Raw genomic sequence first — 14,563 nt, forward strand, 5'->3', positions numbered from 1 at the left:
AGGAGAAGTCGTGGATTCCCGATTGAATGCTTTTCTTGAACGCGCCGATGCGGTCCTGGCCCGCATCGAGCCGCTGCTGCCCGCGCCTCGGCAAACCATCGACTGGACGCAATGCCTGGCTGCACGCTGGCAGCGCGAAGGGCGAAGCGGTTTTCTGTTGCCGCTCCACGTCAGCCTCGACATGCGCCTCAGCGACCTGATTGGCGTTGACCGGCAGCTGGAGCAGTTGGGGCGCAATACCCAGCAATTCATCGACGGTATGCCCGCCAACCATGCGCTGCTCTGGGGCTCGCGCGGCACCGGCAAGTCGTCGCTGGTCCGGGCGTTGCTGGCCGAGCATGCCAAAGCCGGTTTGCGCCTGATCGAGATCGAGCGCGATCACTTGGCGGACCTGCCAAGGGTAGTCGAACAGATCGCCAAATTGCCTCAGCGCTTTGTCCTGTTTTGCGATGACCTGTCGTTCGAGTCGGGCGAGGGCGATTACCGTGTACTCAAGAGCGTGCTCGACGGTTCGCTCGAACAGGCACCGGATAACGTTTTGCTGTACGCCACCTCCAACCGCCGCCATTTGGTGCCGGAGAAGGAAAGCGATAACGAAAACTGGAAACGTGTCGACGGCGAACTGCATCCCAGTGAGGCCGTTGAGGACAAGATCGCGCTGTCGGACCGTTTTGGCCTCTGGCTGTCGTTCTACCCATTTACCCAGGAGCATTTCCTGAACGTGGTCGAGCACTGGATCGGCCAACTGGCCGACAAGGCCGGCCTGCCGTGGCAGCGTGACGAAGAACTGGACATCCTTGCGGTGCGCTGGGCCACGGGCCGCGGCAATCGCAACGGGCGTTGCGCCTATCAATTTGCCCGCTATTGGGTCGGGCTCAAGCTGTTGGAGCACAAGGCATGATCGATTTACAACACAGCGGCCTAGGCCTCGAAGGCTACGGCATGCTGCACGCTCAGCTGGAATCCTTGCTGTCGGACGAGCGCGACTTTATCGCCAATGCCGCGCAGTTTTCGGCGTTTCTGTACAACCAGCTGGATAACTTGAACTGGGCCGGTTTCTACCTCAATCGCAACGAGGAACTGGTGCTGGGTCCGTTCCAAGGGCAGATCGCTTGCGTTCGTATTCCCTTCGGTCGTGGTGTCTGCGGTACGGCGGCGGCGACCTTGCAGACTCAGCTGGTCGAAGACGTTCACGCGTTCCCTGGGCACATCGCTTGCGACAGCGCATCGAACAGCGAGCTGGTCGTGCCACTGGTCAAAAATGGTCGCTTGATCGGCGTGCTTGACCTCGACAGCCCGAAACTCGCGCGTTTTACCGCGGAGGATCAGGCCGGTATCGAACAGTTGGCGGCGATTTTCCTGCGTCTCACCGACTGCTGATCAGGCCCGCAGGCCTGCCTTGAGCAGCAGGCTTGCCGGTTCCACAGCGTCGATCTGTTGTGGATCGAGGAATCGATCGGCGTACTGCCGGTAGATTCCGGCGTTGATGAACAGCTCGAACAATTGCGGGTCGATGTGGGCATCGCGGCACATCATGGCCATGATGCCCAGCGCTTCGCTCAAGGACTTGGCTTTCTTGTAGGGGCGATCGGCAGCGGTCAGGGCCTCGAAAATATCGGCGATCGCCATCATTCGTGCCGGCAGGCTCATTTCTTCGCGCTTCAATTGTTTGGGATAACCGGTGCCGTCCATTTTTTCGTGGTGGCCGCCGGCGATTTCCGCCACGTTCTTGAGGTGGCCGGGAAAGGGCAGGTGACTGAGCATCAGGATCGTCTGCACCATGTGATGATTGATGATATAGCGCTCCTCGCGAGTCAGCGTGCCCCGGCCAATGCTCAGGTTGTAGAGCTCGCCCCGGTTGTACTTGTAACGCGGCACATCGAGTTTGAACCCCCAGGGATTGTCTTCCGGAATCAGTTCGCTTTCGGCGCGCTCGAACAGATGCTCGGGTTTGTCCGCCAGCAGCGGTTCGCTGACCGGCAGCGTCGGCGCTGTTGTTCGGCCCTGGCGCCGGTTTTCTTCCCAGGAAACGCCCAGTCGATCATCCAGGGTTCGGGTCCAGGTGCGTTGGGCAATGCTGCGCAACCGTTGCAGATCGGCCTCGGCCATGGCCTCGCCGCCAAGGTTGCAGCGGGCAATGAAGGCGAAATCATCGTCCAATGCAGCCAGACTCGTATTACGCAGCTCGGCCAATGTTGGCTCGTCGCCGCCCAAGGCAATGGCTTGCCAATAATTGACCCAGGCATCGCGCTTGAGCACTTCGAAACGGGTGCGGATTTCGTGGATGCGGTCGTTCAACGTTTCCAGCTTCGTGGCTTTATCGACCACATATTCCGGGGTAGTGACCTTGCCGCAATCGTGTAGCCACGCCGCAATATGCAGCGCCTCCCACTCGTCTTCGGTGGGGTGATAGCCGCTGAAGGCCGGGTCCTGGCTTGCCGCCGCCGCCTGGGCCAGCATCAGTGTCAGCGCCGGTACCCGTTGGCAGTGGCCACCGGTGTAAGGGCTTTTGGCGTCAATCGCCCCGGCCAGCAGTTGAATGAAAGCGTCCATCAGTTGTTTTTGCCTGGCTTGCAGCCGCTGGCTTTCGATACTCACCGCCGCCGCGCCGGAGACGGCCTGGAGAAACGCGATGCGGTCCGGGCGAAGTTTTTCCAGATCGCTTTCGCTGCCACTGTCGGCCAGCAACAACACCAAAAGACCCACGGTTTCGTTATGCCGGTTGTGCAGGCGAATACCGATCAGATGAACCCGGGGGCTTTCCAGTGCCAGAAACACCTTGGACAGGTCTCCCGCCTGATCGAAGCCCAGATGGGTGACTACATTGTCGGCGGTCGACAGCTGCTGCAGCCATGCAGGGCTTTGTGAACTCATGAGCTCGTGCCCTTGAACGCCAAATGACGTCAGTGCCTGGGGCGCTCCATTGATGACCAGGCCGTGCGGCTCCATGCGATCGTCATCATTTTCGCGCAGATAGATCAGCCCGGCCTGGGCCTGGCCAATCTTCACGGTTTCAAACAACACCCGTTCCAGTAAGGGGGAGAATCGGGTCTCGGCACTCAGGCTGTCGGTGATCTGGAAAAAGCTCGCCAGGGTTTCTTTCATGCGGGCCATCGACACGCTCAGTTGATCGACTTCCAGTACCGGAGAGCGGCGAGCGGCCGGAAAATTGAAATTGAAACTGCGAATGGCGTCGGCCTCCTGCACCAGCGCACGCAGGGGTTTGACCAGGATTCTTGAGGTCAACCAGCCGAGTGGCAGGCACAGCAACAGCGTCCCGAGGGTAATCAGCGCGCCTTGCCAACGCATGCGGTAAGCATCCACCAGCAACTCGTCTTCCGGTACCAGTAACGCCAATTGCAGGCCTTGGGGGCCGCCTTCCTGCATATGGCTGCGAGCAACGATCCATTGACGCCCGGCGATGTCCAGCCGATTGCCCTCAAGTGGCTTTTTAAGCAGCGCGCCGAGGCTCGGGCTCAGGTCGGCGGCTTTGATGAGGCGGGCGGTCTGGTCATCGATGATCAGCTTGCGGCTGTCGGGATAAGCGATGGCATCGCCCTTGGCGTCGAACAGCACGATTTCGGTGCTGGGGGTGACGACGTGCTTGGCCAGCGTGGCGGAAAGTTCGGCCAGGGTCAGGTCTGCCCCCATGACCGCGTTGACGCCGCTGCGTCGGGCCAGTGTGGTGCCGATCTGGTGCGTGGAAAAAAAGATGTAGGGTTCAGTGGTGATCTGATTCTTGTCGCTGCTGGCGCTGGAGAACCAGGCGCGGGTGCGTGGATCGTAGGGCTCTTCGGTGTTGTCCTGTCGGCTGATGAGCGACAGGTCCTGATCGAAAAACAGCACTTGCGAATGGACCTGGTCGTGAGTGTTTCGCTCAATGCTCCACACTTGATAAGCCGCAGTTCCCGGGGCTTTGAGCTGGGTCTTCAGCTCGGCGGTCCGCAACGGACGTACCATGAAAAAATCCCCGTTGGCATAACCCAGGTACAGCGATGCCAGATCGGGATTGTCTTTGAGGGATTGGCTGAAGGGTTTGAGCAATGTCAGGCGCTGTGTCAGGTCTGCCGCCTGGGTCGCCGGGTAGTCTGACAGCAGGCCCAGCAGATGACGGATGGGTTCGTAGGTGGAGTGCAGGTCCAGACGGACGTCCTGTTCGACACGCTCGAAGAGCTTTTCACTGCTGGACAGAATGATCTGCGTGGTTTGCCGATAGTTGAAAAGGCCCAGCACCACCCCGGTCAGCAACAGCAGGAAGGTGAACATCACGCTGATGTGAACGTGCAGGGGGAACCGCCGTTGATCCGGGCGCAGTGGGCTGGGCATTACGAGTCTCTCCATGATGGTTAACACACTGCTCAGCGACCAGCATAGTTAAGGCTCTGTCATTCTGCTTTTATCGTTTTCTCCGATTTGTTGCCGCAGTGCCTGCTCCAGTTCCAGCATGACGCGCGCCAAGGCTTTGCTGCATTCGGCCACCTCATTGTGATGGGGCGTTTCATGGCAAGCCTTTTCCAGTGATTCACACCTGTCGATCAACCGGTAGGCCTGGACGATTCGGGCGGCACCCTTGATTTTGTGGGCAACATCGAGAAAGAACTGTCGATCACCTGATGGGGACAACGCCAGCAACTCCTCTCGGTCTGCACGGTTGCTGTTCAGCAGTTCGGTCAGCAAGCGCTGGTCCAATATCGGGTTTCCCCCTGTCAAAAGGTGCAGCCCAGCCAGACTGAACGCCGGATCGCGACGCGGTGGCTGGAGGCCTTCAACCCACTGGCTCAAGGCGGTCAGGGTCAGGGGCTTGAACAGGCAGTCATCCATTCCGGCATGCTTGCAGCGTTGTATTTCTTCAGGTTGGGCGTTGGCGGTAAATCCGAGGACAGTACAGCGTGGCCGGTGCGAATGCTGTTCATGTTGGCGAATGGCACTGGCCAGTTCATAGCCGTTCATGATCGGCATGTTGCAATCGGCAATCACCAGGTCGAATGGCTCGGCTTTCCACGCAGCGAACCCCGCCGCGCCGTCCTGGGCAACGCTGAAGCGGTGACCCAGAAACTCCAGCTGCTGGCACATCAGCAGGCGATTGGCCGGATGATCGTCGACGACAAGAATGTTCAACGGCGCCGTGGATGTAGGTATTTGCGGTTCAGCAAGCGCCGGCAACTGTTCGAGTGGCAATGTCGCCAATTGCAGCGAGACCTGGACTTGGGTACCTATGCCCGGCTGACTGCTCAATTGCAGGGTGCCACCCATCGCCTCGCACAGACTTCGACTGATCACCAGGCCAAGTCCGGCGCCACCTCTGTCGGACTGCCCGGAGTTTTCGGCTTGCGCAAAAGGTTCGAATAATCGCTGCCGGTCCTCCTCGCTGATGCCGATGCCACTGTCCTGAACCTGCAACAACATCTGCACTTGCCCCGGTTCGGTGACGGGGTGCAGGTTGACCACAATTCTGACCTGACCCCGTTCTGTGAACTTGATGGCGTTGCTGACCAGGTTCGACAGCACCTGTTTGAAGCGCATCGGGTCCAGCATGACATCGAACAGTGGATGGGCAGGATGAACCTCCACCAGCAGCGAAAGATTTTTCTGGTGCGCCAGGCCATCGAAGATCCGTACCACCGAGCCAACGATTTCGGCTGGATTGACGCGCTCCGGGCTCAGGCTCAGACGTCCGGATTCGATCCGCGCAATGTCGAGAATGTCGCCGATCAGTTCAAGCAGATCTTTCGCCGAATTGTAGGCGACATCAATCGCCGGGCGATCCGGGTGGTCATGATCGATGCGTTTCAGCGTCAGTTCGAGCATGCCGATGACCGCATTCATCGGCGTACGAATCTCATGGCTCATAGTGGCCAGGAACGTGCTTTTGGCACGGTTGGCTTCATCCGCGCGCTCTTTTGCGACACGTAACTCATCGAACAATTGCCGACGCTCACTGATGTCGATCCAGCCGCCAATGATGCCTTGAACGGTTCCGCTCGAATCCCGGTAGGGCAGGATCCAGTGATAAATCGTCAGCCTGCGACCGCCGATATGCAGTGCCCGATCAAGAATCAACGGTATGCCTTCGGCCACGACTCGCTGGTAATCGGCCTGATATTCCTGAGCTTCGAACGCGTTGCTCATGTTGCCCTGCATGACACTTTTACCAATCACATCTTCACGTTTTGCACAGAAGGCTTCGAGGTAACTGTCGTTGCAGCTTTGCAACAGGCCCTGGCGATCGCGAACGTAGATCGGGTGAGGCGTCCCGTTGACCAGCGATCGCATGAATTCGAATTGATCGTTCAGTGCGCGCTCGGCCGCCTGTCGCTGCTTGATCTGGCGACGCATGTAAGCGTTCCAGGCAACGGAAATCAGCAACAGCACGCCCGCACCGATAACGATCTGATAGAACAGACGGTGGTAGTTGCGCCAGGTGCTTTGCGAGGACGCCGAATAGCCACGCCAGCGGCTGTTGATGATGCCCAGTTCTTCCGGCGCGATGCTCAACAAGGCCTTTTCCAGGATGGAGTTAAGCTCTTTGGAATTCTGGCCGGTGGCCAAGGAGAATGCGGCCTGTCGGGTGCCGATGGTGGTGCTGATCTGGAGCTTGTGTTCGAACAACCGTGATGAAATGAAGTAATTGGCAATCACCAGTGAGTTGACCGAACCCTCTGCCTTGCCTTCGGCGAGCAGCTCGACGGCGCTGAACGTGTCCGCGGTTTCGATCAACTTGATCCGGGGGTACTCGCGACGCAGGTAGTCCACCAGCGGATTGCCTTGCGCGATGGTCAAGCGTTTGTCCTGCAGCTGGTCAAGGTTTGTCGGACTGTCGCTGGCCTTTCGTGTCAAAAGAACAAAGGAATTCTGTAAATAGGGGCGCGTGAAACTCAACATCAATTCACGCTGGGCGCTCGGGAGCAGGGCGCCGATCAGGTCTGCCTGATTGTGCATGATTTGCTCGATCATCTCGCCGTCGCTGCGGCTGCGGCGAATGTCGAAGCGCAACCCCGTGCGTAATCTGATCAGTTCGAGCAGATCGGCGGTCACGCCTCGAAAGTTGCCTTCGCTGTCAAAAAACGTCAGCGGTGCATAGGCTTCATTGACCACCACGCGGACCACAGGATGTTGCGCCAGCCAGCGTTCCTCGCTGTAACTGAGCTCCAGTTTCTGGTCGGTCAGCAGAATGTCACTGCCGGCACTCCAGCGTTTAGCAATGTTTTCTCGCTCGCTGGTAGGGATGACCATGAGCATCGCATTAATGATCCCGAGCAGTTCTGGGGTGGTCTTGTGCACCGCGAAGCTGAAACCATGGGCTTCGTGTTTACCGAAGTTAGCCATGCGGATGTTGTTCAGGTATCCCTTGTTGATCATGTAGTGCGTTGAAATGGTGTCGCCAAGGAACACGTCGGCCTGATCGAAAGCCACCGCGTTGATTGCATTCTGGTAGGACGGATAGGAGGTGATGGTCGCCTTCGGATACAGCGCCCTGACTTCGTCCAGTGGCAGATAGTGATACACCATGCTTAACCGCAGGCCGGCAAGGCCATCGGTCAGCGATCGGGTTTCGCCTTCGCGTGTCACCAGCACTGGCTGGTCTACGGCGTAGGGTGTTGAAAGCATGATGTCAGTGTTGTGCGCTTCAAATCCGTTGGCGGTACCGAGGAGGTCGACCTCACCGTTTTCGAGCGCCTCTATCGCGGCCCCTCGGGATGCGAAACGTTGCACCTTGATGGGCAGGCCGGTGGTCTTACCGAGAATGCCCGCGTAATCGGCAGTGAACCCCTCGTAATAATGGCCGCTGAGGGTCATATCGAAAGGTGGGTAATCCGGGGCTGACGTACCAAGGATCAGTTCACGTTTATTCGCCAGCCATTGTCGTTGCGCACTATCCAGTTGAACTTCCAGTTGTCCGGTCGCGGATCGGCTGAACAGGGTGTATTGCTCACTGGGGATCGGAGCCGCCAGCACTGAAGTGCCCAGGCATAATCCCGCGATCATTAGTATCAGATAATCCTTTATATGACTGGGCATCCTGTCTCTCACACCAATGCGTTACGTTTTGCCATTTCGATGAGTTCTACCAGGGATTTGGCTTTTAGTTTTTGCATGAGTCTTTTTTTGTAAGTGCTGACGGTTTTATTGCTTAGAAACATGCCTTTGGCAATTTCCTTGTTGGTTCGGCCCTGTGCGAAAAGTTGCAATACCATGAGTTCTCGATCATTGACTGATTTGAATAATTCGAGGTCGGCGTAGCGTGCGTCATCACTGCGAACTGGATTCAATGCTTGACTGGGGAAATAGTTGTAACCCGACAATACCGCTTTAATGGCGCTGACCAGTTCGCTCAGGGCTTCTTGTTTGCATACATATCCCGATGCGCCGGACTGCATGCAACGAACGCCAAAAAGTGTGGGGCATTGTGCGGTCAATACCAAAGTTTTCAGAGGGGTACTCATTGCGTTGAATCGGGCTAGAACTTCGAGGCCATCCAGTTTGGGAATACTGATGTCGAGTATGACCAGATCAGGCATGCATTCGCGAACCATCTGCATGGCATCGACCCCATTATCAGTCTCGCCTACGACTTTGTAGCCCTCATGTTCCAGCAGCATTCGAACGGCAAGTCGGATGACGGGGTGATCGTCGACAATAAAAACGGAGTTCATAATCAAATCCCATACGAGCTCAAATAAAGCGCGCACCTTAGCTCAGTTAGTTCAAAGGACGCATGAAGTGACGGTCTGGTACCAGCAATATAGGAAGAATCCTACGAACGAAGAAGAATAGGACTACGTGTCAACTGGGTTTTTTGTGAGGTTGGGCGAAAGTTTTTGTTTTCTGCTGGCAGTTTAAAGATTTGTTTTTTAAGTTGTAAGTTGTGGTGTTTTAAGGTCTTTTGCGTTTGCGGTTATTACAGGTCGCTTAAGGTCAATAAGTGTCTAAATTCAGATTGTTGCAATGGCTTGATCAAATAGCCCAGCAAGGGCAGTCCGTGTTCGTTAGCCATTCTTTTTAAATCTTCGAGTTCGGTGGATGTCAGGCTGCTTAATAGAATGGCCTGTCTGATCATCCCCCGATGGCTGGCTAACTTGACTAAATCGAGTCCGCAAAGGTCTGGCAGGCATTGATCACATAAAAGAATATCGAAAGGTTTTACGGCTTCGAGCATTTGTTGCAAGGCGCCCTCGGCACTGTCGGTGGTGGTGAGTTGGGTGAAACCATACAACGAGAATCATTAGATTTTGAATCGAGGGCTTGATTTAGAGCTGCTGGAAGGGTGGTTGGATCATTAATTTGAAATAAAAAGCCAATAGATCCTGAATTTTCAAGATCTCGGTCCATTTAATTGTGAATTTATTTTATGATAATATTTTCAAGGTGTTATACGTACTTCAACTGAAAGCTAGTTTCAACATAAGCAGCTGGGCGGCTCGGTTCGTGCTTCTCACAAAATATTAAGCTGCGCAAAGACGAACGAAAGCCCTTCGACTGAACTGTTTAAAAGTGTATAGGCCAATTAATACTATCTAAAATTTGGCTGGAGTGGCCTTAGAGCGTGGGCAGGGGGGAGCGTGCTGGAAAGCAATCTCAACTCAATCCCCGTGAGATTGCGCGGTTGCTGTAGGCTGAGTTGTTGCTAAAAAAGGGGGTAGATCCCAATGGCAGGTTTTGGAATTTGATTGGTCTAGCGAGTTTCAGATTGCAAAAGGACGTCGGATAGATTGTATAAAGACATTTTGGGGCAGTAAGCAGGATTGTCCGAGTCAATTGGTATAATAAAACCGTTTTTTATCAAACTGCGGAAGCTATAAGTGGAAAGGTGCGCATGGGAGATTACTGCACATGCGGGAACGTAAAGCATAAGTTGGCGTTCGATCTCTTTCGATATAATGGAATGGTAAAATTTTTGTGTGCCAATGATAACTGGTTTAGTAGCGTTGATATGTTCAAATCTTCTCCCGAGAAGGTTGCAATCAATGTTGAGGTGTTTTGACAGTTCCACATTGGTTTTGTACTGTTCGCGCCAGTGAGCAAGAATATTCATCGCCGTTTCTGGCTGCGCAAAAGTTTTTGTCTGGGCGTTGTAAAGTGAGTTGAGTTCCTCGATGATTTTTTTATCCAAGATTGTGTATAAGGTACGTCGTTCGATGTTGAGGACGTCCGCAAAGTGCCAGGCAGAAGTCGGACCTCTGGCCAAGGTTCTAATGTGTTTTGGCTTGTTTGCGCGTATTTTTAACAGTCTTTGTATATCACCAGTTATATTCTGTCGCTGATAGACGAATGGCAGGTCAGCAATGTTTGGGTCGCCAGATGATGCTGAGACTCCTGCGTGTTTTAATATAGCGCGTATTGTGAATATGTTTAGTGAGTATGTCCGCGACAGGAAGTTTTCTGTTATATAGTGCTGAGCGAAGTGATCCAATGCGTCTTTGCTAATCAGAATACTATCTCTTTTTCCATAAATGATTCCATCATGAAAATATCCAGCGTCTATGAGCTTCCTGATTTTTGTAGCTGAAAGACGGTGGGTAAGTTGGATCTCTTCGATGCTTTCAAACTCTTCTCTTAAGTGTGTCTCCGGGATCGGAACCCTAGTCCTTTCTTCAATGCTGTTTTTGATCGATCTACAAATATTATTACGTTTGTAAAATACTCTGTCAGAAATGGTGACTTTTTCAAATTTATGATTTGTGATAATCGATCGAGTTGCTTCTCTATTCGTTTGCAATACGGAGCAGAGCTCGTTAAAAGTAAAGGCGATCGCACCGCAGCAGTTATTTTCTGAGCAACCGCATTGATTGGTTGATCGCAGCGTTGATACAAAACTATCGGCAGTGTCACGGATCCACTGATCTCGACTAAGCATCCATGGCGATAATATGGTCTTAGGGCTAAGGTTGGGATGATTTTTGATTTTGGTAGCAATATAAAAATGAAAATAATTTTTATGCTTTTCTGCGATATTGGTGGCGAGAATCAGCTCGTTATCTATTTTTTTCGAGGTTAATAGCGGGTATTTAAGGCAATCGATGGCGGCAAAAAAACGATCTGTTGCATCCTGATCGCCAGAAATAAATAAATTTAGAAATTTTAGCGGGCCGACATCGTCAGAGTGAACAGTGTCGGCGAGGCGTAAATCATAGTGGCACCTACAATAGGGGCCATTGACGGATGACCAGTCATATTTTTTTCCGCACCCCGGGCAGCTATTAAGGTACTCCACCTGGTGATAGGGGCACACCGTTATATACTCAATATCTTGAATGAATCTCCAGTACCCGTCTTGAAGACACAGAGGGCAAAAATGAGCTCTAAATCGACATGCGCTTGATGGTACTGTCATCCCAGCAATATTTATACGATGCGTTGCTTTGAGTTGCAACGATTGGAAATAAAAAATGTCGTACTCTGAATAGGGGTTATCGTTGTTTTTTAGGAAAAAATTACTGAGTTGCTGATCGATAAATAGATTGTTAAATCCAATATATACGTTGTGTCCGATGGATCGTGCGAAAGACCTAGCGTTGCTATAGCCATTGTGAAACGCAGCTCTTGAGAATAAACTGGAAGGGCTTTCGTTGGGATAAGGCTTCGGCCAAAATATAAGATTAAGCATTTTCAAGTTCTTCAATTTTTTGTTTGATTAGCGACCACGGCAACTTAAAAGGGTTGATATATTTAAGATCCGGGGCCATTTTATTGAGTTTGTCTGCCGCGTAGATGCAGTCGCTAGGAATAACCGTATGATCACCGCGGGTTGCCGCGGCAAGCATGATCTCAAGCAGAATGGTTCTGAGTTCTCGCATGTTTCCGTGAGTATGAAGATAGAAGGCCCCTGAAATTTGACTGTCTGTTATATGCAATGGGGTGGTAAATTCGCCGAAACGATTCATTTCCAAGTTTAGCTTGGAAAGTATGGATACAAATATTTCATCGTATTTAATATTGTGCAATCGGGCGCGGTACGGGTAGCGCCCATCCAATTCTTCATATTGGTTAATCAATGATTCTGCTTTGGATTTGCCGGAAAGAATAATTGGTATACCCGTAGTGTTGGCAATATACTTGATCCATTTACAGACGTTTTTCCAGGTTTTTTCGGCGCCGCGATTAAGGAGGTCGTGAATATCATCGATAATAATCAATCGTGTTTCACAAGTAATCAGCAACCGGAAGAGTCTATTTTGATGCGTTGAGAGTTTGCCAGTTTCAGGGTCGTCACCGAGTTGTTTCAGCATCTCGATGCATAGGTCATTTATCGAGTAGGTTGCTGGTACTGCGCAGTCAAAGGCATGAACTTGTTTCGTGCATCCGGTATCACAGTAAATCGTTTGTTTCCCGCCAACGATATTAATCATCTGTGCACATGCGGTGCTTTTCCCGGTGCCGGATTCACCGATCAACAGCGTTGAACAAGGTTCGCCTCGAAGATACGTAGCGTCCATTCCGTGAAGCATAGTCTCAATTGCAGTAGAATATTGGGGGTGCATGACTATAGTTTTTTTAAATTCTAATATCTTCATTTGCATAGCAGTGGATAAAATCATGGTGTCACCTATGGAAGAATATAGGTCGGGAATTCATCTAATTGTGCTGGGGCGATTTCGTTGACAAATGTTAATGGCAGTTGAGCAGCGCTTGTGGTTTCTATTTGTGCATTTGCTGCCTGTTTATATGTCTTTGATATTCCTAATCTTTCTGCTGCTTGTAGCAGTTTTTTATCTTGTCGACTTGGATTGCGTGATTTTGATTTTGCGTTGAATTTGATTTCCCATATCATGTCGTAGATTTCCAAGAGGGCTTGGCGTGCCAAGTTTGCGTCAAATTTCTTTTCGTCTATTTTCAGTTGTTTCTGTACAAGTCCATGTGCATACAAGGTCAGGTTGTTTTGATAGAGAGGTGCGGTTGCATAGGCTTCGAACAGTTCGGTAGGTTTGTCTGGGTGAGCCACCCAAACAGTTGAAAGGTCAGTAATATCAAGATAAACCGTTGCTTTTTGTTTTGCGCTTAATCGGGTAGCTATGTCTGGTAGAGCGGGACCGGTCCAGGAGAGATTCGCATGTTGAACTCGGCCGTTATTTATGCGTTTATGTAACGGTAGTCGGAAAAGACCGTTGAGTGCTGCTGACGTATAGCGCTCAGGTGGCAATTGATTGCGTAGCGCGGAAGCCCATGCTTCGTTTGGTGATGTGCGAATTGTCTGATGGTATTCGTTGTGGTAAACGCCATAAACAAAGCGATCAAAAATCTGAACAAGTTCACTGAGCTGAAAACAGGCACCGTTTTCAGAGCTGTAAAAATTTCCAATGACGGGATTAGACCCTGTGGAACCCTCCATCGCGTGAGTTAGTTGAGTGTTAAGTGTGCCAAAGAAACGCTCGACTATTGCTTTGGCATTAGGCGTACCAGGAGGTGCGTAGTGGATATTGATACAAAGTAAATGTCCGACATTTTGGACTGAGCCGTTGGCGGCCTCTACGCCATTATCAACGGTGATTTCCACCGTTCGACCACCGTAACGCGATTCGTCTTCAGATGATAATGCCATGCGAAGTGATTTTAGAAATTTTTCAGCACATGGGGGCGTGAGCGAGAGTTCGTATCCGATGATGTAACGTGTGGAAACTTCTACTAAGACATGTAACCAAGGGCGCCCGAGAATTCTACCTATATGGTCAACGATCAGAATGTCCATTTCATGTGAGTCGCCTTGGACGAGTCTCAACAATAAGTTCGAGGGCTTTTGTTTTGTACTGTAGTTATTGCTTTTCTCCGCTTGCTTTCGGCCAAGCTGTTTAATGTCCTTGTAATATTCGTTGATGCGTTTAATGTGTCTTTTGACAGTGGATGTCGATGGTACGTCAATTTTTATCGTCGAATAGGCACTGCGGGCATCATTCTCGTTGTCGATATACGCGTGAATAAGCTTCTGCAGTGTTTTTATGGTTGGGTGTTTGGGTTGCAAATAAAATTTATGGATGAAGTCTGATATTATTGTGTCTGTCTCTGAGCTAAGTTTTTTTCCTCGAGCTCGACGGCTGGGAGCTTTGATCAGCGACGCTAGACTAAAATTGGACTCACGGTAAATTCGACACCATGTATAAAGGGAAGTGTAACAAGGCGGTTTGTCGTTGTTATAAAGCTTCGCCAGGCGCGCTGCTTCTATTTTAACCTCACTCTTTGGTAATGGGCCTTGAAAATATTCATTAAGTCCTCTGACATAATAAATTTTTCGTTGTGCCGCCATCTGCTGTTTTGTTGAAAGGCACTGCAGGCAAATTTCATAGGACTGGTCGATGAGGGCCGACGCATGCAGTCGGATTTCGCCCTTCAAGGCTAAAGCGTTAAATAATTCTGGGCTGAAGAATAGTGGGTGTTTACTCTGTACTGAGCGGAGCGAGATTCGAGTTGTTTCGACCGTGATTACTTCATATACCTTTCCATAAAGATTGTATTGGCTGCCGGGGTGAATTATGGGGTAGGTATCCATGACTACACTCATGTTTGAGTTTTATGCCGTGGAAATGGAGATATTCCGTATGTTTCAATGCGCCGATTAAGCAGCGATTTATAC

At 51.6% G+C, this 14,563-nt stretch carries 9 protein-coding genes; 2 read left to right on the forward strand and 7 right to left on the reverse strand.

Annotation, left to right across the window (positions count from 1 at the left end):
- The first annotated feature begins 10 nt into the window (after positions 1-10).
- Both EJA72_RS10725 and EJA72_RS10730 read left to right on the forward strand, forming a co-directional pair.
- Positions 11-901: an ATP-binding protein gene (locus tag EJA72_RS10725; protein ID WP_178129260.1), complete on the forward strand. Its 891-nt coding sequence runs from the start codon at positions 11-13 to the stop codon at positions 899-901.
- Entirely contained in the window at positions 898-1,380 is a 483-nt protein-coding gene (locus tag EJA72_RS10730; protein WP_157711437.1) for a GAF domain-containing protein, read from the forward strand. Before EJA72_RS10725 ends, EJA72_RS10730 begins: the two co-directional genes overlap by 4 nt.
- Here EJA72_RS10730 and EJA72_RS10735 read toward each other — a convergent pair whose 3' ends face one another.
- The 7 genes from EJA72_RS10735 to EJA72_RS10765 form a co-directional block, all read right to left on the reverse strand.
- Complete coding sequence (locus EJA72_RS10735; RefSeq protein ID WP_157711438.1) at positions 1,381-4,326, reverse strand: HD domain-containing phosphohydrolase; 2,946 nt, start codon at positions 4,324-4,326, stop codon at positions 1,381-1,383.
- A gap of 48 nt (positions 4,327-4,374) precedes the next feature.
- Positions 4,375-8,019, reverse strand: coding sequence for a transporter substrate-binding domain-containing protein (locus EJA72_RS10740; protein WP_157711439.1), 3,645 nt, complete (start codon positions 8,017-8,019; stop codon positions 4,375-4,377).
- Positions 8,020-8,027: 8 nt separating this feature from the next.
- Positions 8,028-8,654, reverse strand: coding sequence for a response regulator transcription factor (locus tag EJA72_RS10745; RefSeq protein WP_157711440.1), 627 nt, complete (start codon positions 8,652-8,654; stop codon positions 8,028-8,030).
- A 245-nt stretch (positions 8,655-8,899) separates the two neighbouring features.
- Complete coding sequence (locus EJA72_RS10750; protein ID WP_256679678.1) at positions 8,900-9,157, reverse strand: hypothetical protein; 258 nt, start codon at positions 9,155-9,157, stop codon at positions 8,900-8,902.
- 516 nt (positions 9,158-9,673) lie between these two features.
- Entirely contained in the window at positions 9,674-11,605 is a 1,932-nt protein-coding gene (locus EJA72_RS10755; protein ID WP_157711442.1) for a TniQ family protein, read from the reverse strand.
- On the reverse strand, positions 11,598-12,536 hold the full coding sequence (locus tag EJA72_RS10760) for a TniB family NTP-binding protein (RefSeq protein WP_157711443.1): 939 nt from the start codon (positions 12,534-12,536) through the stop codon (positions 11,598-11,600). Before EJA72_RS10760 ends, EJA72_RS10755 begins: the two co-directional genes overlap by 8 nt.
- Positions 12,537-12,544: 8 nt before the next feature.
- On the reverse strand, positions 12,545-14,479 hold the full coding sequence (locus EJA72_RS10765) for a DDE-type integrase/transposase/recombinase (protein ID WP_157711444.1): 1,935 nt from the start codon (positions 14,477-14,479) through the stop codon (positions 12,545-12,547).
- Positions 14,480-14,563: the final 84 nt, after the last annotated feature.

Origin of the sequence: Pseudomonas sp. PB120 (genome assembly GCF_009761815.1) — a bacterium.
GTDB lineage: Bacteria > Pseudomonadota > Gammaproteobacteria > Pseudomonadales > Pseudomonadaceae > Aquipseudomonas.

Coding starts and splice junctions, on each gene's coding strand:
- EJA72_RS10755 (WP_157711442.1), bottom strand. CDS start 11,605: ATGCTTAATCTTATATTTTGGCCGAAGCCTTATCCCAACGAAAGCCCT.
- EJA72_RS10730 (WP_157711437.1), top strand. CDS start 898: ATGATCGATTTACAACACAGCGGCCTAGGCCTCGAAGGCTACGGCATG.
- EJA72_RS10745 (WP_157711440.1), bottom strand. CDS start 8,654: ATGAACTCCGTTTTTATTGTCGACGATCACCCCGTCATCCGACTTGCC.
- EJA72_RS10760 (WP_157711443.1), bottom strand. CDS start 12,536: ATGATTTTATCCACTGCTATGCAAATGAAGATATTAGAATTTAAAAAA.
- EJA72_RS10765 (WP_157711444.1), bottom strand. CDS start 14,479: ATGGATACCTACCCCATAATTCACCCCGGCAGCCAATACAATCTTTAT.
- EJA72_RS10740 (WP_157711439.1), bottom strand. CDS start 8,019: ATGCCCAGTCATATAAAGGATTATCTGATACTAATGATCGCGGGATTA.
- EJA72_RS10750 (WP_256679678.1), bottom strand. CDS start 9,157: ATGCTCGAAGCCGTAAAACCTTTCGATATTCTTTTATGTGATCAATGC.
- EJA72_RS10735 (WP_157711438.1), bottom strand. CDS start 4,326: ATGCCCAGCCCACTGCGCCCGGATCAACGGCGGTTCCCCCTGCACGTT.